Source organism: Cupriavidus sp. FW305-46 (genome assembly GCF_058787075.1).
This window is the reverse complement of the sequence record NZ_JBYSZI010000014.1, coordinates 83,422-106,735: the sequence shown is the minus strand read 5'-3', so window position 1 is coordinate 106,735 and position 23,314 is coordinate 83,422. Positions and strand designations below refer to the sequence as shown.

At 68.6% G+C, this 23,314-nt stretch carries 22 protein-coding genes; 15 read left to right on the top strand and 7 right to left on the bottom strand.

The genetic code is table 11. The features are described 5' to 3' along the window. The first annotated feature begins 28 nt into the window (after positions 1-28). The 9 genes from AC3WON_RS09585 to AC3WON_RS09545 all read left to right on the top strand — a co-directional run bounded on the left by AC3WON_RS09585 (position 29) and on the right by AC3WON_RS09545 (position 9,736). Positions 29-820, top strand: coding sequence for a GntR family transcriptional regulator (locus AC3WON_RS09585; protein ID WP_492351692.1), 792 nt, complete (start codon positions 29-31; stop codon positions 818-820). A gap of 343 nt (positions 821-1,163) precedes the next feature. After that, positions 1,164-1,922 carry an IclR family transcriptional regulator gene (locus AC3WON_RS09580; RefSeq protein WP_492351691.1) on the top strand — a complete coding sequence of 253 codons (759 nt, stop codon included), beginning with the start codon at positions 1,164-1,166 and terminating at the stop codon, positions 1,920-1,922. 192 nt (positions 1,923-2,114) lie between these two features. Beyond that, positions 2,115-3,740: an ABC transporter substrate-binding protein gene (locus tag AC3WON_RS09575; protein ID WP_492351690.1), complete on the top strand. Its 1,626-nt coding sequence runs from the start codon at positions 2,115-2,117 to the stop codon at positions 3,738-3,740. A gap of 33 nt (positions 3,741-3,773) precedes the next feature. Further along, complete coding sequence (locus tag AC3WON_RS09570) at positions 3,774-4,745, top strand: ABC transporter permease (protein ID WP_492320460.1); 972 nt, start codon at positions 3,774-3,776, stop codon at positions 4,743-4,745. Positions 4,746-4,796: 51 nt separating this feature from the next. After that, entirely contained in the window at positions 4,797-5,753 is a 957-nt protein-coding gene (locus tag AC3WON_RS09565; protein WP_492351689.1) for an ABC transporter permease, read from the top strand. Between the two features lie 10 nt (positions 5,754-5,763). Then, the gene (locus AC3WON_RS09560; RefSeq protein ID WP_492351688.1) at positions 5,764-6,726 is read left to right on the top strand and encodes an ABC transporter ATP-binding protein; all 963 of its coding nucleotides are present in this window, start codon (positions 5,764-5,766) and stop codon (positions 6,724-6,726) included. Continuing rightward, positions 6,723-7,682: an ABC transporter ATP-binding protein gene (locus AC3WON_RS09555; RefSeq protein WP_492351687.1), complete on the top strand. Its 960-nt coding sequence runs from the start codon at positions 6,723-6,725 to the stop codon at positions 7,680-7,682. The genes AC3WON_RS09560 and AC3WON_RS09555 overlap by 4 nt, the downstream gene beginning before the upstream one ends. Before the next feature lie 165 nt (positions 7,683-7,847). Then, positions 7,848-8,885 (top strand): porin, encoded by a 1,038-nt coding sequence (locus AC3WON_RS09550; RefSeq protein WP_492351686.1) that lies wholly within the window; start codon positions 7,848-7,850, stop codon positions 8,883-8,885. Positions 8,886-8,887: 2 nt separating this feature from the next. Beyond that, positions 8,888-9,736: an N-formylglutamate amidohydrolase gene (locus tag AC3WON_RS09545; RefSeq protein WP_492351685.1), complete on the top strand. Its 849-nt coding sequence runs from the start codon at positions 8,888-8,890 to the stop codon at positions 9,734-9,736. Between the two features lie 13 nt (positions 9,737-9,749). Here AC3WON_RS09545 and AC3WON_RS09540 read toward each other — a convergent pair whose 3' ends face one another. The 3 genes from AC3WON_RS09540 to wrbA are packed head-to-tail and all read right to left on the bottom strand — an operon-like array spanning position 9,750 to position 12,194. Continuing rightward, a complete protein-coding gene (locus AC3WON_RS09540) occupies positions 9,750-11,168 on the bottom strand; it encodes an FAD-binding oxidoreductase (protein WP_492320466.1) in 1,419 nt (472 codons plus the stop codon). Positions 11,169-11,187: 19 nt separating this feature from the next. Beyond that, positions 11,188-11,595, bottom strand: a complete 408-nt coding sequence (locus AC3WON_RS09535; protein ID WP_035817523.1) for a DUF2069 domain-containing protein — start codon at positions 11,593-11,595, stop codon at positions 11,188-11,190. Next, positions 11,592-12,194: an NAD(P)H:quinone oxidoreductase gene (gene wrbA / locus AC3WON_RS09530; protein WP_340529997.1), complete on the bottom strand. Its 603-nt coding sequence runs from the start codon at positions 12,192-12,194 to the stop codon at positions 11,592-11,594. The genes AC3WON_RS09535 and wrbA overlap by 4 nt, the downstream gene beginning before the upstream one ends. Positions 12,195-12,360: 166 nt before the next feature. Between wrbA and AC3WON_RS09525 the strand changes: the two genes are divergently transcribed. Continuing rightward, positions 12,361-13,707, top strand: coding sequence for a YihY family inner membrane protein (locus AC3WON_RS09525; protein WP_492320467.1), 1,347 nt, complete (start codon positions 12,361-12,363; stop codon positions 13,705-13,707). Positions 13,708-13,736: 29 nt separating this feature from the next. On the opposite strand, the gene AC3WON_RS09520 is transcribed toward AC3WON_RS09525, so the two are convergent. The 3 genes from AC3WON_RS09520 to AC3WON_RS09510 all read right to left on the bottom strand — a co-directional run bounded on the left by AC3WON_RS09520 (position 13,737) and on the right by AC3WON_RS09510 (position 16,291). Beyond that, positions 13,737-14,054 carry an Mpo1-like protein gene (locus AC3WON_RS09520; RefSeq protein ID WP_492320468.1) on the bottom strand — a complete coding sequence of 106 codons (318 nt, stop codon included), beginning with the start codon at positions 14,052-14,054 and terminating at the stop codon, positions 13,737-13,739. 102 nt (positions 14,055-14,156) lie between these two features. Beyond that, on the bottom strand, positions 14,157-14,981 hold the full coding sequence (locus AC3WON_RS09515; protein WP_492351684.1) for an alpha/beta fold hydrolase: 825 nt from the start codon (positions 14,979-14,981) through the stop codon (positions 14,157-14,159). Beyond that, complete coding sequence (locus AC3WON_RS09510) at positions 14,981-16,291, bottom strand: O-acetylhomoserine aminocarboxypropyltransferase (protein ID WP_492351683.1); 1,311 nt, start codon at positions 16,289-16,291, stop codon at positions 14,981-14,983. Before AC3WON_RS09510 ends, AC3WON_RS09515 begins: the two co-directional genes overlap by 1 nt. A gap of 239 nt (positions 16,292-16,530) precedes the next feature. Here AC3WON_RS09510 and AC3WON_RS09505 point away from each other — a divergent pair, with 239 nt between their 5' ends. The 5 genes from AC3WON_RS09505 to AC3WON_RS09485 all read left to right on the top strand — a co-directional run bounded on the left by AC3WON_RS09505 (position 16,531) and on the right by AC3WON_RS09485 (position 22,258). Next, a complete protein-coding gene (locus AC3WON_RS09505) occupies positions 16,531-16,977 on the top strand; it encodes a CBS domain-containing protein (RefSeq protein ID WP_492351682.1) in 447 nt (148 codons plus the stop codon). Between the two features lie 150 nt (positions 16,978-17,127). Next, a complete protein-coding gene (locus AC3WON_RS09500) occupies positions 17,128-19,026 on the top strand; it encodes an MFS transporter (protein ID WP_492320470.1) in 1,899 nt (632 codons plus the stop codon). 27 nt (positions 19,027-19,053) lie between these two features. Then, entirely contained in the window at positions 19,054-19,776 is a 723-nt protein-coding gene (locus tag AC3WON_RS09495) for a glutathione S-transferase C-terminal domain-containing protein (RefSeq protein WP_492351681.1), read from the top strand. Positions 19,777-19,861: 85 nt separating this feature from the next. After that, entirely contained in the window at positions 19,862-20,971 is a 1,110-nt protein-coding gene (gene aroC / locus AC3WON_RS09490) for a chorismate synthase (RefSeq protein ID WP_492351680.1), read from the top strand. Between the two features lie 12 nt (positions 20,972-20,983). After that, a complete protein-coding gene (locus tag AC3WON_RS09485) occupies positions 20,984-22,258 on the top strand; it encodes an MFS transporter (RefSeq protein ID WP_492320472.1) in 1,275 nt (424 codons plus the stop codon). Here the strand turns inward: AC3WON_RS09485 and AC3WON_RS09480 are convergent. After that, on the bottom strand, positions 22,180-23,286 hold the full coding sequence (locus AC3WON_RS09480) for an NAD(P)/FAD-dependent oxidoreductase (protein ID WP_492351679.1): 1,107 nt from the start codon (positions 23,284-23,286) through the stop codon (positions 22,180-22,182). The genes AC3WON_RS09485 and AC3WON_RS09480 overlap by 79 nt on opposite strands. Positions 23,287-23,314: the final 28 nt, after the last annotated feature.

Genomic DNA, 23,314 nt, shown 5'->3' with positions numbered 1-23,314 from the left:
TGGAGCGGCCTGGGGCCAGCTCATCGCCATGCGCAACCAACTGAACGACAAGCGGGCGGAAGCACCGGTGGCTCCTGGCGGGGCGGCCTCGACCCGCTATGCCGAGCTGGCCAGCACCCTGGTCCGGGATATCGTCGAGGGCCGCCGCGTGGTCGGCAGCCTGCTGCCGACCGAGCATGAGCTGGCCGGGCAGCATGGGGTCAGCCGCCATACGGTGCGCGCGGCGCTCAAGCTGCTGCAGGACTGGGGCTATATCTCGCGCAAGAAGGCGGTGGGGACCATCGTCGAGAGCGCCAGTCCCGAGGCCTCGTACACTCAGTCGTTCGGCACCGCCGAAGATCTGGTGCGGGTGGCAGCCACCGAGATCCGCAGCATCGAGGCGGTGCACAGCGTCACGCTGGACCGCGCCGAGGCCCGCCTGCTGGAGGCGCCGATCGGCAGCGAATGGCTGCGTTTTTCCGGCACGCGGGTCGATGCACGCAAGGGCAGCACGCCGGTTGCGCACGCCGACATCTACATCGACGCCTCGCTGGCGCACCTGGCCGATACCATCCGCAACAACCCCAAGCTGCTGGTCAGCGCGCTGATCGAACGCGATTGCGGCGTGGCCATCGCCGAGATCCGGCAGGTCATCCACGGCGTGCTGATCGATGGGCGGCTGGCAAGGGCGTTGGGCGCCGAGCCGGGTTCGCCCGGCCTGCGGCTGATCCGCCATTACAAGGACGCGCAGGGCAGGATCCTGGAGATCACCGACACGATCTATCCGGCGGACCGGGTGACCGTGGCGTTCCAGCTCAAGCGCAGCCGGGTGCAGGTCTAGGCCGCGTTGCGGGACGCTGGTGATTGCCTCGGGCGCGCGGCCTCATGCGCGCCAGAATGCGGCATTGCCTGGCGGAACTCCACCGTCTGGCGGTCAGAGCACAGCGCCCGGCTGCATGCCGAGCGCTTGCAGCGCGCGGGTACTGCCGATCAAAAGCCGGGGCTTGCGTTCGAAATTCCCAGTTGGGGGATTCGCAGGTGATGCGCTCATCGCCGGAGGCTGCCTGATTCATCTTCCTTCGCGGCGCTCCTGAATCGCCTGTCCGTGTGACGCAGTGCATACCGCATGCTTGTGGCGGCTACAATCCGCGATGGGACATTTATGAACATGGCAAGAAGGATCGATGACTTACATCGTTGAAGCGGTGGACGAAGCGCTGGGTTTGCTGATGCTGGTGGCCGAGCATCCGTCGCTGGGCGTGACCGAGCTGGCCAGGCGCGCCGGACTGACCAAGGCGCGCGCCTTCCGCCTGCTGACCACGCTGGAGCACCGCGGCCTGATCGCGCGCGAGTCGCCGGCGGCGGTCTACAAGCTCAGCTACAACGCGCTGCTGGTGGGCAATGCCGCGCGCGAGCAGTTCGACCTGGTCAAGCTGGTGGCGCCGCGGCTGGCGGCGATCGGCGCGGCCTGCGGCGAGAACGTGATCGTGCGCGTGCGCGACGGGCTGGAGTCGGTGTGTGTGGCGCGGCATGAGTCGACCCAATCGGTGCGCGTGCATACCGAGATCGGCAACCGCCGGCCGCTGCATGTGGGGGCCTCCGGCAAGCTGCTGCTTGCCTTCGCCGCGCCCGAGGTGCTGGACGCCGTGTTGGCGCACCAGCTGGAACGTTTCACCGCCAAGACCATCATCGAGCCGCAGTCCCTGCGCGACGAGCTTGCGGCGATCCGCGCCACCGGCTACGCCGTATCGCTCGGCGAGCGCGATGCCGATGCTGTCTCTGCCGCCGCGCCGCTGCGCGACCACAGCGGCGCGGCAGTGGCGTCGCTGAGCATCGCCAGCCCGGCCAGCCGGACCACGCAGGAGGCGCTGGACCGGCATGTGGCGATGGTGGTGGCGGAGGCCGCCGCGCTGTCACGCGCGCTCGGCCATACCGGCGGCTGAATCCGGCTGGGCGCGGGGCAGGACCGCGCAAATCCCCGATATCTCAAAAGCGGCGCTTCGGCGCCGCTTTTTCTTTGCCCGCGCGAATCACAGGGGGTAAACCCTGCTTATCGACAGTGGCCTCGATGTCTTATTCTTCGATACGCGGTATCACTGAATGAAACAATGTTTCGACAAACAAACCAGATCCCCATGTCTCAGCTTGCTGTCCACCTGGCGTCACGTATTGCGGCTGCCCTGGCCACCCTCGCGCTGCTCGCGGCCGGCCACGCCGCGCATGCCGCCGACCTGCGCATCGGCTACAAGGCCGAGATCAGCGCCGCCGATCCCCATGTGCTGGACGCCGCCGGCCGCAACCTGTGGGGCCACGTGTACGAGACCCTGGTCGGACTGGACAATGCGCTGCGCCTGGTGCCCCAGCTGGCCACGGCATGGCGCCAGCTGGACGATCGCAACTGGGAATTCCAGCTGCGCCCGGACGTGCGCTTCAGCAATGGTGAGCCGTTCACTGCCGAGGACGCACGCTATTCGATCGAGCGCGCCATGAAGCTGCCCGGCGCGCGTACCTTCCGCACCTACCTGAAGTCCGTCGCGGCGGTGGAGGTGACGGGGCCGCTGACGCTGCGCGTGCGCACGCGCTCGCCCAACCCGGTGCTGCCGCAGAACATCGGCATGGTGGCGATGCTGCCGCGCTCGCTGGGCAAGGCCGTGCGCGAGGCCGACTTTGCCCATGGCAGTGCCAGCATCGGCACCGGCCCTTACCGGCTGGTGGCCTGGGAGCACGGCCAGCAGCTGACGCTGGCGCGCAATCCGGGCTACTGGGGCGCACCGCAGCCTTGGCAGCGGGTGGTGTTCCAGTTCATCCCGAAGGAGCCGGCGCGGGCCTCGGCGCTGCTGTCGGGGCAGGTGGATGTGATCGACGCCTCGTCGGCCAGCATCGCCGAAGCCTTTGCGCGCACCAACGGCCGTATCCGCACCGTATCGGCGACCTCGTACATGCTGAATTACCTGCAGCTGGACCAGGCGCGCGCGGTGTCGCCTTATGTGCAGGACAACGCGGGCCAGCCGCTGGCGGCCAATCCGTTGCGCGATGCCCGGGTGCGCCAGGCCATCAGCCTGGCCATCGACCGCGACCTGATCGCGGCGCGCGTGACCAGGGGCGATTCCGTGCCGGCCGGGCAGATGGTGCCGCAGGGCTTCTTCGGCTTTGCCCCGGCGGTGCCGGCGCCGCGTGCCGATGCCGCGCGGGTGCGCCGCCTGCTGGCCGAGGCCGGCTATCCCGAGGGCTTCCGCCTGACGCTGCATTGCCCCAACGACCGCTACCTGAACGACGCCAAGACCTGCGAGGCGGTGGGGCAGATGCTGACCCGCGCCGGCATCCGCACCGAGGTGCGCACGCTGCCGTATTCGGTCTACATCACCCGCGCCACCTCGGGCGGCGAGGGCGGCAAGCCTGAGTTCAGCGCCTTCCTGCTGGGCATCGGCGCGGTCAGCGGCGATTCACTGGAGCCGCTGGTGGCGGTGGCGCATGCGCAGGACAAGGCCGCCGGGCTGGGCGCCAACAACCGCAGCGGCTATGCCAACGCGGCAGTGGATGCGCTGATCGAGGAATCGATGCATACCATGGCGCCGGCGCCGCGCGACCAGGTGCAGCAGCGCGCGGCCGAGCAGCTGGCCGCCGACGCGGGCATCGTGCCGCTGCATCACCTGCGCGCCGCGTGGGCCTATCGCGACGGGCTCGCGGTGCAGCCGCGCAGCGACGGTTTCACCTATGCCAGCAATATCCGCCCGGCGCCGCCCGCCGCCCCGCAACGCTGACCCGCGCCACGGACTCTCCCGCCCTTAACCATCATGTTCGAAACCCTTCTCAAACGGCTGCTGCAGAGCCTTGCGGTGCTGTGGATCATGTCGGTGCTGACCTTCTGCGCGGTCAACCTGATCGGCGACCCGGTGCACCTGCTGGTCAGCCCCACCGCCACCGAGCAGGAAATCACCGAGGCGCGCCACGCGCTCGGCCTGGACCTGCCCATGCCGCAGCAATACCTGCGCTTCCTGCAGGGCGCCCTGCACGGCGACCTGGGCGATTCCTTCATCTACAACCGGCCGGCGATCGAGCTGATCGTCAGCCGCGTGCCGGCCACGCTGGAACTGGCCGTGACGGCGCTGCTGCTGTCGCTGGGCATCGGCATCCCGATGGGCGTGTTTGCGGGCCTCAAGCCGCATAGCCGGCTGGCGCGGATGCTGATGGCGTGCTCGCTCGGCGGCGTGATCATGCCGACCTTCTGGATCGGCATGATCGGCATCCTGGTGTTCTCGGTGAACCTGGGCTGGCTGCCTTCGGGCGGGCGCGGGCCGGTCAGCACGGTGCTGGGCGTGCCGCTGTCGGTGACCAGTTGGGAAGGCATGCGCTTTCTGCTGCTGCCGGCGCTGACGCTGTCGCTGTTCAAGATCTCGCTGGTCGCGCGCCTCACCGAGGCCGGCACGCGCGAAGTGGCCGGCCAGGAGTACATCAAGTTTGCCCGCGCCAAGGGCGTGGGCGGCGCGCGGCTGGTGCTGCGCCACGTGGTGCCCAATGTGCTGATCCCGATCGTCACCGTGGTCGGCCTGGAGTTCGGCCACCTGATCGCGTTCTCGGTGGTGACCGAGTCGGTGTTCTCCTGGCCCGGCATGGGCAAGCTGATCATCGATTCGGTGCTGGCGCTGGACCGCCCGGTGGTGGTGGCCTACCTGCTGGTCACGCTGGTGCTGTTCGTGGTGCTGAACCTGGTGGTCGACCTGCTCTACGTGGTGCTGGACCCGCGCCTGCGGCACAAGCCGGCCTAGACCCCGCCTCCGCTGCCGCTTTTCTCCCTCCAAAATAACGAGACTGAACCGATGTCCCTGCCTGTATCTGAAGCCGACACCGCCGTGCCCGCGCTTGCGCCGGCCGCGGCGGAACCGGCGCCTGCCGCCGCACCGCCTGCGGCACGGCCCTCGCTGCTGCGGCGCTTTTGCGCCAAGCGCGTCTCTGCCGCCGCGCTGGCATTGCTGGTGGCGCTGCTGCTGGTGGCCGCGCTGGCCCACGTGATCAGCCCGCAGAATCCCTATGACCTCGCCACGGTTTCGGTGATCGATTCCGAACTGCCGCCGGGCAGCATCGGCTACGAAGGCCAGCCGCACTACTGGCTGGGCACCGACGGCGCCGGGCGCGACCTGCTCAGCGCCATCTTCTATGGCATCCGCATCAGCGTGGGCGTGGGCGTGATCAGCGCGATGGTGGCGCTGATGGTGGGTAGCGCCGTGGGCCTGGCCGCGGCGTACTTCGGCGGGGTGGCGGATGCCGCCATCATGCGCGTGGTCGACCTGCAGCTGAGCCTGCCCGCGGTGCTGGTGGCGCTGATCCTGCTGGCGGTGCTGGGGCAGGGCGTGGACAAGACCCTGCTGGCGCTGGTGATCGTGCAGTGGGCCTACTTTGCCCGCACCGTGCGCGGCGCGGCGCAGGTGGAGCGGCGCAAGGAATATGTCGAGGCCGCGCTTGGCCAGGGGCTGCCGGCGCTGCGCGTGATGTTCCGCCATATCCTGCCCAACTGCATGGCGCCGCTGGTGGTGACCGGCACGCTGCAGATCGCGCATGCGATCACGCTGGAGGCCACCATGAGCTTCCTCGGCATCGGGCTGCCGCGCACGCAGCCGTCGCTGGGCATGCTGATCGCCAATGGCTTCGAATACATGCTGTCGAACAAGTACTGGATCAGCATCTTCCCGGGCGTGGCCCTGGTGCTGCTGATCGGCTCGATCAACCTGGTGGGCGACCGCCTGCGCCGCGTGCTCAATCCGCGGCTGGAAGGGTAAGGAGCCCGGCATGGCACTACTGGAAGTTACCGGCCTGAGCACCAGCTTCGCGTTCGCGCGCGGGGCGGTGAAGGCGGTGGATGGCGTGTCGTTCGCGCTGGAGCCGGGCGAAATTCTCGGCATCGTCGGCGAGTCGGGCTCGGGCAAGTCGGTGACGGCGTTTTCGCTGATGAACCTGCTGGACCCGCCCGGGCGCGTCACTGGCGGTTCGGTGCGCTTCAAGGGGCAGGAGCTGCTGGCGTGTTCGCCGCGCCAGTGGCAGGCGCTGCGCGGCGACCGCATCGCGATGGTGTTCCAGGACCCGATGATGTCGCTCAACCCGGTGATGCGCGTGGGCGACCAGCTGGCCGAGACCGTGCTGGTGCATCACCGCCGCACCCGCGCGCAAGCGCACGCGCAGGCAGTCGACGCGCTCACGCGCGTGGGCATCCCGGCGCCGGAGGAGCGCATGCGCGCCTATCCGCATGAGCTGTCGGGAGGCATGCGCCAGCGCGTGGCAATCGCCAATGCGCTGATCAACCGCCCGGACCTGATCATTGCCGATGAGCCCACCACCGCGCTGGACGTCACCATCCAGGCGCAGATCCTCTACGAGATGAAGCAGCTGGTGCGCGAGACCGGTGCCGCCGCGATCTGGATCAGCCATGACCTGGCCGTGGTCAAGGACCTGGTCGACCGCGTCTGCGTGATGTACGCGGGCAGGGTGGTGGAGCAGGGCCCGGTCGCCGACCTGATCGAGCGGCCGCTGCATCCGTACACGCGCGGGCTGCTGGATTCGCTGCCCACGCCGGCCATGCGCGGCGCAACGCTGCGCGCGATCCCGGGCGCGGCCCCGGCGCTGGCCGCGCTGCCACCGGGCTGCGCCTTTGCGCCGCGCTGCCAGCGCGCGCAGGACGCATGCCGCCAGGCGCCCGCCGAAACCACTGTGCGCGGCCGGACGCTGCGCTGCTTTTATCCCCTGGAGGTGGCATGACAGTCATGCTCGAAGCGCGCAACCTGCAGAAACGCTTCTCCATGAAGCCCGGCCTGCTGGGACGCATGGCCGGAAAGCCGGTGCAGGCGGTGCATGCCGTCAATGATGTCTCGCTGCAGGTGAAGAAGGGCGAGGTGCTGGGCGTTGTCGGCGAGTCCGGCTGCGGCAAGTCGACGCTGGGCCGCATGCTTGCGGGGTTGCTGCCGCAGACAGGCGGCGAGATTGCGTGGGAAGGCAGGCGCGCCGATATCGCGTCCGCCGGCTATCACCGCGCCGTGCAGATGGTGTTTCAGAACCCCTATGCCTCGCTCAACCCACGGCTGCGTATCGGCCAGGCCATTACCGAAGGCGCGGTCTATCACGGCATGGTCAAGCGTGCGCGCGCGGCGTCGTTCGCCGGCGATCTGCTGCAGCAGGTGGGGCTTGATCCCAGCTATGCCGAGCGCTTTCCGCATGAATTCTCCGGCGGCCAGCGCCAGCGCGTGGCCATTGCCCGCGCACTGGCGCTGCGCCCGCGCCTGCTGATCTGCGACGAGGCCGTGTCCGCGCTCGACGTCTCGGTGCAGGCGCAGATCATCAACCTGTTCATGCAGCTGCGGCGCGAGCACGAACTGACCTATGTCTTCATCAGCCACAACCTGGCGGTGGTGGAGCATATGTCGGACCGCGTGGTGATCATGTACCTGGGCCGCATCGTCGAGAGCGGCGCTGCGCGCGACGTGTTCGCTGCGCCCAACCATCCCTATACCCGTGCCCTGCTGGCCGACGCGCCGCGCCTGGGCGCCAGCCCGCCCGCGCACCAGCCGATCCGCGGCGAACTGCCCAGCCCGCTGGCGCCGCCCACGGGCTGTGCCTTCCATCCGCGCTGCCCGCATGCGAGCGCGCGTTGCGCGGCCGAAGTGCCGGTGCTGCGCGATATCGGTGGGCGGCTGTCCGCCTGCCACTTGAATGACTAGATAGCCGCCGCCCGGCCGGCCCACGCTCCCCCTGTGCATCGATGCCATCCCGCCGCGCGCGCGGCGGGCGGGGAGCGTGCGCGCTGCGCGGACAGACAACGCGGCAGTTGGGATCACCCGAGGGGGAATTGTGCGTTGGCACACAACAAGAGAGGGAGCAGAAGCATGAAGGGTATCCAGACCAAGAGCGCGCTCGCATGCGCCTGCATCGGCGGCGCGCTGGCGCTGCTGTCGGCGGCGGCCGACGCATCGGTGACGCTGTATGGCCGCCTCGACACCGATATCGAATACCAGAAGGGGCCGGACGGCCGTGCCACGCAGATGGTCGACAACGCCTCGCGCTGGGGCATGCGCGGCAGCGAAGACCTGGGCGGGGGCTTGCGCGCCGCGTTCGGGCTGGAGCAGGGCTTTGCCGCCGACAGCGGTACGGCCACCAACCCGCAGTTTCGCAATGCCTTTGTCGGACTGCAGGGAGGCTTCGGAGCGATCGCGATGGGGCGGCTGGATTCTGCCACCATCGTCGGATCGCCGATCTATTCGCAGGTGACGCAGAACATCGACTTCGTCATCCATGATGCGGGCGCCACCGCCATCGGCACCAAGGTGCTGAACGCGCGCAACCGTGTGTCGAACGCGCTGGGCTATATGACGCCGGAGTTCGGCGGCTTTTCAGTGCGGGCGCGCGTGAACCTGGCGGGACCCGATCCGGCCACGCCCAACGCCAGGTCGCCGGTGCAGGCCGAGGATGACTTCCGCCAGTACGACCTTGGCCTCAACTACGCTGCCGGCAACTTTGCCGCGGGCGTGGGCTATTCGCGCGATGCCAAGACCGGCGGGCTGGTGGCCAATGATTTCCGCGACAAGGTGCAGGCCGCGGCGTCGTACGACTTTACCGTGGTCAATATCTACGGCATCTATGGGCGCGACCGCTACGCGGGCACTGCCGCCACTCGCACCGACGTGCCTTACTGGCTGGTCGGCTTCACCGTGCCCTATGGCGCCCACAAGCTCACCGTGAACTACATGGAGCGCGCGGTACAGCGCGACCCGCAAGGCCGGCTCAAGAAGGTGCAGGCCGGCTATGGCTACAGCCTGAGCAAACGCACCATGCCCTATGTCTTCTTCGATCGCGAGGATCCCAACTCGCACAAGCCCGGTGACACCGTGACCACGGTCGGCATCGGCATTCAGCACAAATTCTGATAATGGCCCTTCCTTATTCGCTGACTGAACCGGCCGGCGCGGCGCTGCCGCTGGTGGTGGACTCCCCGCACAGCGGGCTGGTGCATGCCGAGACCCTGCCGCTGGCGGCGCCCCCCGAAGCCCTGCTGACGGGCTGGGACGCCTATGTCGACCAGTTGTTCGCGCATGCGCCGATGGTGGGCGGCACGCTGCTGTGCGCGGGCTTTCCGCGCTGGATGGTGGATGTCAACCGCGCCCGCGACGACATCGATCCGGCGCTGATCGACGGCGCCATGCCCTATGCGGTGCAGCCCAGCGACAAGTCCGGGCGCGGCATGGGCGTGCTGCGCCGGCTGGCGCTGCCGGGCGTGCCGGTGTACGCCGCGCGGCTGTCGCCGGACATGGCGGAATACCTGCTGAAGACCTACTACGATCCCTACCACGCAGCACTGTCCGGCCTGCTGGCGCAGCATCATGCGCGCTCGGGCGCGGTGTGGCATATCGACTGCCATTCGATGAAATCGCGCGGCAATGCGATGAACGTGGACAATGGCGCGGAGCGGCCTGACTTTGTGATCAGCAACGGCGACGGCGCCACCTGCTCGCCGGTGTTTATAGAGCTGGTGGCGCAGTGCCTGCGCGGCTACGGCTACCGGGTGGGCATCAACTGGCCATACAAGGGCGCGGAGCTGATCCGCGCCTATGCCGACCCGGCGCGCGGCTGCCACAGCCTGCAGATCGAAATCAACCGCGCGCTCTATATGGACGAGGCAAGGTTCGCGCAGCACGGCGGCTTCGCCGTGCTGCGCGGCCATCTCGACCAGTTGCTGGAGGCGGTGGCGGCATATATCCGCGAGGCACTGGTGCGATGATGGCGCGGCGCGCTCAGATCACCTTGCCCGGATTCATCAGCCCCTGCGGATCGAGTGCGCCCTTGATCGCGCGCATCATCGCCAGCTCGACCTCGCTCTTGTAAAGCCGGTTTTCCTCGCGCTTGAGCTGGCCCAGCCCGTGCTCGGCGGAAATCGATCCGTTATGCGAGCGCACGCTGTCGTGCACGATGCGGTTGACCTGGTCCTGGTGCGCCAGGAATTCTTCGTGGTCGACGCCTTCCGGCGGCGACACGTTGTAGTGCAGGTTGCCGTCGCCGAGGTGGCCGAAGGTCACCATGCGCGCACCGGGGAAGGCGTTCTGCAGCAGCGCGTCGGTGGTCTCGATAAAGTCCGCCACGCGCGACACCGGCACGGCGATATCGTGCTTGATGTTCTTGCCGTCTTCCACCTGCGCCAGCGGGATATGCTCGCGCAGGTTCCAGAAATCGCGCGACTGCTGCACCGATTCCGCCACCACCGCGTCGGCGACCACGCCGGCATCGAAGGCGGCCGACATCATGGTTTCGAAGATGCCGCGCGCATGGGCTTCGCTTTCGCTGTCGGACAGTTCCAGCAGCACCAGCTGCGGGTGGATGTCTGCGAACGGATAGCGCAGCTGCGGGAAGTGCCGCGTCACCAGCGTCATGCTGAGCGCGGACATCAGCTCGAACCCGGTCAGCATGGCGCCCGCATGCGACTGTGCGATGGCCAGCAGCGCCAGCGCGGCACGCGGGCTCTGCACCGCGGCCAGCGCGGTGACCGAGGCGCGCGGCAGCGGGAACAGCTTCATCACCGCCGCGGTGATGATGCCGAGCGTGCCTTCGGCGCCGATAAAGAGGTCGCGCAGGTCGTAGCCGGTGTTGTCCTTGCGCAGCCCGCGCAGGCCGTGCCAGATCTCGCCCGACGGCGTCACCACTTCCAGGCCCAGGCACAGCTCACGCGTATTGCCGTAGCGCAGCACCGCGGTGCCGCCGGCATTGGTCGACAGGTTGCCGCCGATGGTGCAGCTGCCTTCGGCCGCCAGGCTCAGCGGAAACAGCCGGCCGTGCTCGCGCGCCACCTCCTGCAGGTGCTGCAGCACCACGCCGGCCTCGACCGTGATGGTGTTGTTGAGCGGATCGACCTGGCGGATGCGGTGCAGCCGCTGCAGCGAGACCACCACCTGCTCCTGCCCGGCCACCGGCGTGGCGCCGCCGCACAGGCCCGTGTTGCCGCCTTGCGGCACCACGGCGATCTTGTGCGCATGGCAGGCATGGACCACCTCCGCGACCTCCTCGGTGGTGCCGGGGCGCAGCACCGCCAGCGCCTCGCCGCGATAGCGCTTGCGCCAGTCGGTCAGGTGGGGTGCCTTGTCGGCTGCATCGGTCAGCACGTGCTGCGCACCCAGCGCGGCGCGGCACAGTGCGAGGAAGGAGTCTTGAGGCGAGGTCATGGCGATGGCGGAGTGAGGGTCAGGACTTGGGCGCGGCTGGCTTGCCCGCCGCACGGGCGCGGCGCTTGTAGGGGCGCAGGTACAGGATGGTGCTGGTGAAGAACACCAGCGTCAGCGCCACCTCCACCCACGCCAGCGTGGACGAGGGCGCGCGGTCGCTGGTGGCGCGCACGATGCCCTCGGTGAAGAACAGCAGGATCAGCATCGACGACCACTGCATGGTGTAGCGGTTGCGCGTGAGCACGCCGCGCAGCGGCAGCAGCAGCGGCAGGAACTTGATGATCAGCCACGACCCGCCAGGGCGCAGCGGCGCCAGGAACCATTCCCAGGCAATGCACAGCACCATCAGCGCCAGCAGGCTGCCCACGCTGAACCGGTACAGCCAGGGACTGTGCAGCGCCTGGTCGCTCTCGGGGATGGGGCTCATGCCGCGCCTCCCGCCAGGCGCAGCGCGGTCTGCGCCAGCCGCCGGCCCATGGCGATGGCCAGTCCCGATTCGTCTTCCGTGACCGGGCCGCGGTTGTCGCCGTGGGCATGGTGGCTGGGGCCGTAGGGTGTGCCGCCCGAGGCCGTGGTCATCAGGCCCTTCTCCGAATACGGCAGGCCCAGGATCAGCATGCCGTGGTGCAGCAGCGGCAGCATCATCGACAGCAGCGTGGTTTCCTGCCCGCCGTGCAGGCTGCCGGTGGCGGTGAAGACGCAGGCCGGCTTGCCGGTCAGCGCACCCGACAGCCACTGCGCCACGGTGCCGTCCAGGAAGTACTTCATCGGCGCGGCCATGTTGCCGAAGCGGGTGGGGCTGCCCAGGGCCAGGCCGGCGCATTCCTCCAGGTCGCGCAGCTCGGCATAGGGCGGGCCGTCGGCCGGGATATCGGACGCGGTGGCCTCGCACACGGTGGAAACCGGCGGCACCGTGCGCAGCCGGGCCTGGGCGCCGGGGACGCTGTCGATACCGTTGGCAATCAGTTCGGCTAGTTTGCGGGTGCTGCCGTGGCGGCTGTAATACAGGACGAGGATGTCGGTCATGGAGCGGGATGGCCGGCGGTGGCGGGGTGGTGTTGCGCGAAAGGTGCCGGAAGCAATGCGCGTATTATAGATGCGCCCCCCGCGCCATCTCCCATCGGCTTCGCGCCCCCGGTGCCGCGGGCCGCCTGTTTATCCGTCAGAACCAGATCCAGGAGGTTGTTTGCGCATGATTGGACCTCGCGTTGCCCGCCTGCGCCGGGAATGGAACCTGCAGAAGGTACGCGCCCTGGCGCGCTATGCGCTGCGCCGCGCCGGCGAAGACCGGCTGCCGCAGGTCTCGGCCAGCCTGACCTTCACCACCGTGCTGGCGGTGGTGCCGGTGCTGACGGTGGCGTTCGCGCTGCTGGCCGCGTTCCCGGTGTTCCGCGACTTCCGCAACGCCATCGAGGCGTTCCTGTTCCAGAACCTGATCCCCGGCAACGTCAGTGAATCGATCCAGCGCTACCTCGGCATGTTCGCCAAGAGCGCGCGCGGGCTGACCGCAATGGGCCTGGGCGGGCTGATGGTCACCTCGGTGCTGACCATGCTGACCGTGGAAGACGCGCTCAACGCGATCTGGCGCGTCAAGCAGCGCCGCCCGCTGGCGCAGCGGGTGCTGGTGTTCTGGGCGGTGCTGACCTTCGGGCCGGTGCTGATCGGCGCGAGCCTGTCGATCAGCTCCTACCTGATCTCGGTCTCGGCGGGCTATGTCGGCACCATGCCGGTGGGGCTGGGGCTGCTGGTGGGCGCGACGCCGGTGCTGCTGTCGGCGCTGGCCTTCGCCTTCCTGTACACGGCGGTGCCCAATGCCTATGTCGAATGGCGCGATGCCATCGTGGCTGGCCTGGTGGCGGCGGTCGCGTTCGAGTTCGCCAAGCGCGGCTTCGGCTATTTCATCACCGAGATCCCGGCCTACACCGCGGTCTACGGCACCTTCGCCGCGTTGCCGCTGTTCCTGCTGTGGATCTACCTGAGCTGGCTGGTGACGCTGCTGGGTGCGACCATTGCCGCCAACCTGCCGGTGATCCGGCAGGGCTACTGGCGCCGCCGCACCTTTGCCGGCAGCGAGTTCTTCGATGCGCTGGGCGTGCTGCTGCTGCTCTACCGCGCGCGCGACGAGGTGCCGCGCAGCGTTGGCGAACTGGACCTGGGCCGCAAGCTGCGGGTCGAGGCCGATTACCTGTCGGACCTGCTGGGCAAGCTCAAGGCCATGCATCTGGTCGGGCGCTTGCAGCAGGAGCGTGGTCAGGCCCATTGGGCACTGCTGTGCAATCCGTCACAGGTGACGTTGCGCACGCTGCATGACCGGCTGGTGCTGAACCTGCCGCGGCTGCCGCGCACCGCGCTGGCGCAGCAGCTGCAAGGGGCGGATGCGCTCAAGTCGGTCCTGGACAATCCGCAGCTGGATCAGACGCTTGAGGCGGTGTTCCGGCAGCAGCCGGCCAATCTGCCGCCGACTGAAGGGGATGGGGGGAGCCACCCTCAGCGGCGCACGCTGGAAGTGGTGCCGCCGGGCTGGCATGGGCAGGTGTAAGGCCCGCCCCCCTGCGGCAGTGAGGTTGCTTAGAACGGAATCTTGCCGCGCCAGATATCGGCATACATCACCCAGTCTCCCATCAGGCTGTAGAGCGGATGCCGGAACGTAGCGGGCCGGTTCTTCTCGAAACCAAAGTGCCCGACCCAGGCAAAGGCATAACCTGCCAGCACAGCGGCCAGCAGCCACCATGCATTGCCGGTGACCACCAGTGCCACCAGGCACAGCAGCGCTACCGTCGAGCCGGCAAAATGCAGGCGCCGGCAGGTACGGTTCTGGTGTTCGCTCAGGTAGTAGGGATAAAAGGCCGCGAAGTTCTCGAACTCGCGCGCGCGGGCGTGGGCCATGGCTGTCTCCGGCAGGTCTTGTTTTGTGCAGTGTAGACCTTCTGCACCGGGGTGTCGGGACGCTGGCCGCCGGCGTGGCCGGCCAGCCATCCGGGGCCAGGCTCAGCCGGCCGCGACCACCTTGCGCGCAAAGGCCGCGAGCGCGTCCAGCACTTCATCCGGGCGTTCGCCCATCAGCGCGTGGCCGCACGGCACCGTGACCAGGCTTGCCTTGGCCATCTTGCCGGCCAGCGCCTGGGCTGCCTTGGGCGACGTCATCATGTCCTTGGTGCCGGTGATGAAGAGCGCCGGGCAGGCCACTGCGGCGGCGGCCTCTTCCCCATGGGCGTAGGCATTGCAGGCCGAGAAGTCATTGTGGAACACATGGGCCTGCGGGTTGTTGCGCGACACGCGTTCCATCAGCCGCTGGCTGCCGCCGTGCATCCACGCGCCCGGCCCCGGCGAAGACGGCTTGTTGGCCAGGCTCGAATGCGACCAGGTGTTGACCATGGCGATGGCGTCGCCTTCGCGGTTGAGCGAGGCGTCCAGCAGCGCGTCCGAGACCTTCATCGGGTAGGCCGTCGCCAGCAGGCCGATACCGCGCACCGCCTGCGCATGCCGCGCCGCACATTCGAGTGCGATCAGCGAGCCCATGCTGTGGCCGAACACGAAGGCCGGCGTCTTCACGCCGGCGGCCGCCACCAGCGCCATGACCCAGTCGGCCATGGCCTCGACGGTGGCCAGCGGCGCGCCCTTGCTGCGGTTGTGGCCCGGCAGGTCCACCGCCAGCACCGAGAAGCCGTGGTTGGCAAACCAGCGCGTCTGCAGGGCCCACACGCTGTGGTCGTTCTGCGCGCCGTGGACGAACACGGCACAGGGCAGGGCGGGATCGAAGGGTTTGCCGCCGGTATAGGCGTAGGCCGGCTGGCCGGCAATGGTCAGTTCCATCAGGCTTGCCCTCCCTTGCCGCTCATCGCTTTCTCGGCCGCCTTCAGGCCGCGCTTGAGATCGTCGATCAGGTCATCCGGGTCTTCCAGCCCGATCGAGAGCCGGATCGTGCCCTCGGTGATGCCGGCCGACTGCAGCGCCGCCGCGTCCATGCGGAAGTGCGTGGTCGAGGCCGGGTGGATCACCAGGGAGCGCGCGTCGCCCACATTGGCCAGGTGCGAGAACAGCGACATGCTCTCGATGAAGCGCTGGCCGGCCACGCGGTTGCCCTTCAGGTTGAAGCTGAACACCGCGCCGCAGCCGCGCGGCAGCAGGCGCTTGGCCAGTTCGTAGTCGGGGTGCGATTCCAGTTCCGGGTAGGACACCGACTCCACCATCGGGTGCGAGACCAGGAAATGCACCACCTTGCGGGTGTTGTCGACATGGCGGCTCATGCGCAGCGGCAGCGTCTCAACGCCCTGCAGCAGCTGCCAGGCGGCCATCGGGTTCATGCAGGCGCCGAAGTCGCGCAGGCCCTCGCGGCGCGCGCGCAGCAGGAAGGGCGCCACCGTGCTTTCCTCGGTGAACACCATGTTGTGGAAGCCCTCGTACGGCTCGGACAGTTCCGGGAAGCGGCCCGAGGCCTCGAAGTCGAAGGTGCCGCCTTCCACCAGCACGCCGCCGATGGTGGTGCCATGGCCGCCCAGGAACTTGGTGGCCGAGTGGTAGAGCAGGCCGGCGCCGTGGTCGAACGGGCGCAGCAGGTAGGGCGTGGTGAAGGTGGAATCCACCAGCAGCGGGATGCCGTTGTCCTGGCCCAGTTGCGCCAGCGTCGGGATGTCCAGCACGTCCAGCCCCGGGTTGCCCAGGGTCTCGCCGAACAGCAGCCGGGTATTGGGCCGGATCGCGGCGCGCCAGGCGTCGATGTCGCGCGCCTTGACGAAGGTGGTCTCGATGCCGAAGCGGCGCAGCGTGTAGTGCAGCAGGTTGTGCGAGCCGCCGTACAGCGCCGACGAGGCCACCACGTGCGAGCCCGCGCCCATCAGGGTGGCCACCGCCAGGTGCAGCGCGGCCTGGCCCGAGGCCGTGGCGATGGCGCCGGCGCCGTTCTCCAGCGCGGCGATGCGCTCTTCCAGCACGGCCACGGTGGGGTTGGAAATACGGGAGTAGACGTGCCCCGCGCGCTCCATGTTGAACAGCGACGCGGCGTGCTCGCTGTCGCGGAACACGAAGGACGTGGTCAGGTGGATGGGGGTGGCGCGGGCCCCGGTGGCGGGGTCTGGCGCGGCGCCGGCGTGCAGTGCCAGCGTGTCGAATCGGGTTCCGGACATGATCGGTCGGCCTTGAGTTGTCTCCGGCCAGCATCGTAGCACCGTGCGCGCGCCGACGCCCGCAAACCGGCCTCCCGCTTTACTTTGACGGCGGGTTTGGGCTAGGATCGGCCAACGGGGCGCCGTGATGCAGCGCGCGCCCGCACACCCATAGACAGATAACAATGTGACCGGTATCGCCCCCTGTGCCCCCGGCCGGAGCGATGCCCTCAGTTTGAGCGCAGGCAGCGGAGACCAACATGAAAGTCAGCGACATCCTCCAGATCAAGGGCAATACGCTCTATACCGTGACGCCTGACACCTCCTTGCTGGTAGCCGTCCACACCATGGCCGAGCACGATATCGGCTCGCTGGTGGCGATGGAGTACGGCGACCTGGTCGGCATGCTGACCTTCCGCGAGATCATCGAGACGCTGGCCCGCAACAATGGCAACGTCGGCAGCACCAGCATCCGCAAGGTGATGGACGATGCGCCGCTGACCTGCACCATGGAGACCGACGTCAACGAGGTCCGCCGCATGATGCTGGAGCGTCACACCCGCTACCTGCCGGTGCTCGACAACCGCACGCTGATGGGCGTGATCTCCTTCTACGACGTCGCCAAGGCCGTGGTCGAGGACCAGAGCTTCGAGAACAAGATGCTCAAGGCCTATATCCGCGACTGGCCGGAAGAGCGCGCCGAGTGATGGCGCCGGGCCGCCCGGCCTGAAGCTTCCTTCGGAAATACCCTCGATTGGCGCCACGCGGCCGTGGCAGGGTGGCGGCCGGGCGCCGGCTCCGGCAAACTTGCCGGCGTTCCCACTTCCGCGGCGGTCCGCTGACCGACCGGCCCATCCATGAGCCAACCCAGCCAGTTCCGACTGCTCGGCCTGCGCCGCTTCGCCCCGTTCTTCTGGACCCAGTTCCTCGGGGCGATGAACGACAACGTCTTCAAGGTCGCCTTCACCTCGCTGGTGACCTACCACACGGCGCTGTTCGAGGGCGTTGAGGCGCGCAGCGCGGCCTTCCTGATCTCGGCCATCTTTATCGCGCCGTTCGTGCTGTTCTCGGCCACCAGCGGGCAGATTGCCGACAAGCTGGAGAAGTCGCGCCTGATCCGGCTGGTCAAGTCGCTGGAGATCGCCATCATGGTGCTGGGCCTGGCCGGCTTTGCCTGGCACAGCGCGCCGCTGCTGTACGCCGGCACTTTCCTGATGGGGCTGCATTCCACGCTGTTCGGGCCGGTCAAGTTTGCCTACCTGCCGCAGCACCTGGATGAAAGCGAACTGGTCGGCGGCAACGGCATGGTGGAGATGGGCACCTTTGTCGCGATCCTGATCGGGACGCTGATCGGCGGCGAACTGGCCGGGCTGCAGCAGGGCGGAACCATCGTGGGGCCGATGTACGTGGGCGCGGTATGCGTGGTGATCGCCGTGGCGGGGCGGCTGGTGTCGGGCCGCATCCCGGTTTCGCCGGCGCCGCAGCCGGACCTGCGCATCAACTGGAACCCGTTCTCCGAGACCTGGCGCAACCTGGTGCTGGCGCGCGGCAACCGCACGGTATTCCTGAGCCTGCTCGGCATTTCGTGGCTGTGGTTCCTGGGCGCCACCTTCCTGACCTCGTTCTTCAGCTATGCCAAGGATGTGCTGGGCGGCGACCAGAACGTGGTGACGCTGCTGCTGGCGGTGTTCTCGCTGGGCATCGGCACCGGTTCACTGCTGTGCGAGCGCCTGTCCGGTCGCCATGTCGAGATCGGGCTGGTGCCGTTTGGCTCGATCGGCATGACGGTGTTCGCGGTCGACCTGTACTTTGCCAGCCAGGGGCAGGCACCCGTGGCGCTGAGCGGCATCGGCGGCTTCCTGGCCGAGCCGCGCCACTGGCGCGTGCTGGCGGACCTGTTCCTGCTGGCCATGTTCGGCGGCTTCTACAGCGTGCCGCTGTACGCGCTGATCCAGAGCCGCAGCGCGCCCACGCACCGCGCCCGCATCATCGCCGCCAACAACATCCTGAACAGCTTCTTCATGATTGCCGCTTCGCTGCTGGGCGTGGCGATGACGCAGGCGGGCTACAGCATCCCGCAGCTGTTCCTGGTGGTGGGGCTGCTCAATGCGGTGGTGGCGGTCTACATCTACTCGCTGGTGCCGGAATTCCTGCTGCGCTTTATCGCGTGGATCCTGGTCCATACCCTCTACCGGCTGCGCCGCGTCAATGCTGAGCGCATTCCCGCCGACGGCCCGGCCGTGCTGGTCTGCAACCACGTCAGCTTTGCCGACGCGGTGGTGCTGATGGCCTGCAGCCCACGTCCGGTGCGCTTCCTGATGGACCACAACATCTTCAGGGTGCCGCTGCTGTCGTGGTTCTTCCGCCAGGCCCGCGCGATCCCGATCGCGCCGGCGCACGAGAATCCGGACATGCTCAGGCGTGCCTATGACAGCGTGGCGCAGGCGCTGGGCGAGGGGGATCTGGTCTGCATCTTCCCCGAAGGCAAGATCACCGCCACCGGCGAGATCAACCCGTTCAAGCAGGGCGTGCAGCAGATCATCCGGCGCACGCCGGTGCCGGTGGTGCCGATGGCGCTGCGCGGGCTGTGGGGCAGCTTCTTCTCGCGCAAGGGGGCACCGGCGATGTCGCGGCCGTTCCGGCGCGGCATCCTGAACCGGCTGGAACTGGTGGTGGGCGAGCCCGTGCCGCCCGAGGCCGCCACCCCGGAAGGGCTGCAGCAGATGGTGCAGGCCCTGCGCGGCGACTGGCGCTAACTCCGTTGTGCGGAACCCGAGTCCACGATGATCACGCTCTACACCTTTGGCCCCGCCTTCGGGCTGCCCGACGCCAGCCCCTTCGTCACCAAGGCCGAGATGCTGCTCAAGCTGGCCGGACTGCCTTACCAGGCGCGCCGCGGCAGCCTGCGGCGCGCGCCCAGGGGCAAGCTGCCCTACCTGGACGACATGGGCCGGATCGTGGCGGATTCCACCCTGATCCGCTGGCATATCGAGAAGACCTACCACATCGACTTCGACGCCGGCCTGAGCGCGGCCGAGCGCGGCATCGCTTGGGCCGCCGAGAAGCTGATGGAAGACCACCTGTACTGGGCGGTGGCGCGGGTGCGCTGGCTGGACCAGGCCAACTTCGACAAGGGGCCGGCCCTGTTCTTCCGCGGCGTGCCGGCGCCGGTGCGCGGCCTGGCCGAGCGCCTGGTGCGCTACAAGGTGCGCAAGACGCTGTGGGGGCAGGGTCTGGGCCGGCATAGCGAAGAAGACCTGGTGGCGCTGGCCAGCAAGGGCGTGACCTCGATCGCCGACATCCTGGGCAACAAGCCCTACCTGATGGGCAACGCGCCATGCGGGGCCGACGCCACGCTGTTTGCCTTTGCCGGCAGCCTGCTGTGCCCCGTATTCGACACTCCGATCCGCACCGCGGCCGAGGGGCATGCCAACCTGGTGGCCTATATGGAGCGGATGCGCGCCGAGTTCTACCCCGAACTGGCCCCGGCAAGCGCCGCCGCCTGAGCCTGCCGGGCCGCCCTGCGGCCGCCCGAGCCCCGCCATTGGCCTTACAATGGAGGCCTTCCCCAATTCCTGTGCGGTTTCCACCATGTCCGGCAATACCCTTGGCCTGCTTTTCACTGTTACCACCTTCGGCGAATCGCACGGGCCCGCCATCGGCGCGGTGGTGGATGGCTGCCCGCCGGGCATGGCGCTGACCGAGGCCGACATCCAGGGCGACCTGGACCGCCGCCGGCCCGGCACCTCGCGCCACGTCACGCAGCGCCAGGAACCCGACCAGGTCGAGATCCTGTCCGGCGTGTTCGAGGGCAAGACCACCGGCACCCCGATCTGCCTGCTGATCCGCAATACCGACCAGCGCAGCAAGGACTACGGCAATATCGTCGAAACCTTCCGCCCGGGCCATGCCGACTACACCTACTGGCAGAAGTACGGCATCCGCGACCATCGCGGCGGCGGCCGCTCGTCGGCGCGCCTGACCGCGCCGGTGGTGGCGGCCGGGGCGGTGGCCAAGAAGTGGCTGCGCGAAAAGTATGGCACCGAGATCCGGGGCTATATGTCGCAGCTGGGCGAGATCGCAGTGCCGTTCACGGACTGGTCGCACGTGCCGGAGAACCCGTTCTTCGCGCCCAACGCCGACATCATCCCCGAGCTCGAAACCTATATGGACGCGCTGCGCCGCGACGGCGACTCCGTCGGCGCGCGCATCGAGGTGGTGGCCAGCAACGTGCCGGTGGGCCTGGGCGAGCCGCTGTTCGACAGGCTCGACGCCAATATCGCCCACGCCATGATGGGCATCAACGCGGTCAAGGGCGTGGAGATTGGCGCCGGCTTCGACAGCGTGGCCCAGCGCGGCAGCGTGCATGGCGACGAGCTGACCGCCGAGGGCTTCCGCACCAACAATTCCGGCGGCGTGCTGGGCGGCATTTCCACCGGCCAGGACGTCACCGTGTCGCTGGCGATCAAGCCGACGTCTTCCATCCGCACCCCGCGCGAATCGATCGACAAGGCCGGCAATGCCGCCACCGTCGAGACCTTCGGCCGCCACGACCCGTGCGTGGGCATCCGCGCCACGCCGATCGCCGAGGCCATGCTGGCGCTGGTGCTGATCGACCACGCCCTGCGCCACCGTGCCCAGTGCGGCGACGTCAAGGTCGATACGCCGCGCATTCCCGCGCAGGCCGGCCAGACCCCCTGACCTGACCTCGCGTTGGCCACGCCTTTCGCGGGCGGCGGTGCCACTGGCGCCGGCCGCCCCGACTACGCCCGTTTCGGGCTCTTCTATCTTGGCTATTACGGCTACGTCGGCCTGATCTCGCCGTACGTCAGCCTGTATTTCGCCGACCGCGGCTTCAACCCGGTGCAGATCGGCGTGCTGATGGCGAGCTTCCAGGTCAGCCGCATCGTCGGGCCCTACCTGTGGGGCTGGCTGTCCGACGTGATGCACACGCGCGTGCGTATCCTGCGCGTGAGCGCGTTCACCTCGTTGCTGGCCTTCCTGATGCTGCCGGGTGTCGGCAGCTACGGCGGCATGATGGCGATGATGCTGACGCTGAGCCTGCTGACCAGCGCGATGTCGCCGCTGGGCGATGCCCTGACCATCTCCACGCTGCGCCGCTACGGCGCCTTCGACCATAGCTACGGCCGCATCCGCATGTTCGGCTCGGTCGGCTTTATCGGCGCGGTGCTGGCCGGCGGGGCGCTGTTCGAAGCAGTCGGCATGCGCGCCTTCCCGTGGGTGGCCAGCGCGCTGCTGGCGATCCTGGCCGGCGTGGTGCTGACCATGCATGACGCCGCCGACGACGGCCCGCGCACGGCGCCGCCGCGCGCCTTGCCGCTGCTGCGCCGTCCGGACGTGGCCTGGTTCCTGGCGTCAGCCTTCCTGATGATGTTCGCGCACGCGGCGCTCTATGTGTTCTATTCGCTGTGGCTGGCGCAGCTGGGCTACAGCAAGTTCGCCATTGGCGTGATGTGGACCATCGGCGTGGTGGCCGAGATCGTTTTCTTCTACTACCAGGGCCTGCTGTTCGCGCGCTATGCGCTGCGCACGATCCTGGCCGGCACCTTCGTGCTGGCGGCGCTGCGCTTCGGCCTGACCGGCTACCTTGCCCAGTTTGCCTGGCTCATGGCGCTGGTGCAGGTGCTGCACGCGGCCACCTTTGCCGCGCACCACAGCGCCAGCCTGAAGCGGTTGCAGGCCTGGTTTGCCGGGCCGCTGCAGGGGCGCGGGCAGGCGCTGTATACGGGCATTTCCTACGGCGTCGGCGGCACGCTGGGCGGGCTGGCGATGGGCTGGACCTGGAACGCGCTGGCGCCCGAGCATACCTTCGGGCTGGCCGCTATCGCCGCGGCGGCCGGCGCGTTCTGTGCGGTGATGAGCTTCCGCGCGAAAGGCGATGGCGCGGTTCAGGCCAGCGCCGCGCAGACCCGCTCGGCGATCGCCAGCGACGAGGTCAGCCCCGGCGACTCGATGCCGAACAGGTGAACCAGCCCCGGCACGCCATGCACGGCGGGGCCGTCGATGCGGAAGTCCGCGGCAACCTCGTGCGGCCCGCTGATCTTGGGGCGGATGCCGGCATAGCCGGGTTGCAGCGCGCCGTCGGCCAGCCCCGGCCAGTAGCGGCGCACTTCGTCATAGAAGCCGTCGGCGTCGGCCGGATCCACGCCGTATTCGATGTCGTCGATCCAGCGCACATTGGGGCCGAAGCGCGCCTGGCCGCCGAGGTCGATGGTCAGGTGCACGCCCAGCCCGGCCGCCTCGGGCACCGGGTAGATCAGCCGTGAGAACGGCGCGCGCCCGGCCAGCGTGAAATAGCAGCCCTTGGCGTAGTACTGCGGCGGGATATGGGTCTCGGGCATGCCGTCGATGCGGCGCGCCAGTTCCGGCGCGGTCAGCCCGGCCGAGTTCACCACCGTGCGCGCCAGCAGCGTGGTGGCGCTGCCATCCTCGCTGCCGATCTCCAGCCGGATGCCGTCCGCCGTCACCGCGCCGCCCAGCACCGGCGACTGCACCGCCAGCATCGCGCCGGCGTTTTCCGCGTCGCCCAGCAGCGTGGTCATCAGGCCATGGCTGTCGACAATGCCGGTCGACGGCGACAGCAGCGCGGCATGGCACTGCAGTTGCGGCTCCAGCGCCTGCGCCTCGGCGCGGCTGACAAGGCGCAGGTCGTCCACGCCGTTGGCCGCCGCCTTGGCGCGGATGCCTTCGAGCGTTGCCACCTGGGCCTCGCTGGTGGCAACGATCAGCTTGCCGCAGCGCTGGTGCGCCACGTGGTGGCTGGCGCAGTAGTCGTACAGCATGGCCTTGCCGCGCACGCACAGCTGTGCCTTGAGCGAGCCGGCCGGATAGTAGATGCCGGCGTGGATGACCTCGCTGTTGCGCGCGCTGGTGATGGTGCCGAAGGCGTTCTCGGTTTCCAGGATGATCACTTCGCGGCCCTGCAGCGCGAGTGCGCGCGCCACCGCCAGTCCCACCACGCCGGCGCCGATGACGACGCAATCCACTGTTTCCATGGTTGTTCCTTGCTCCAATGTCTGTGTG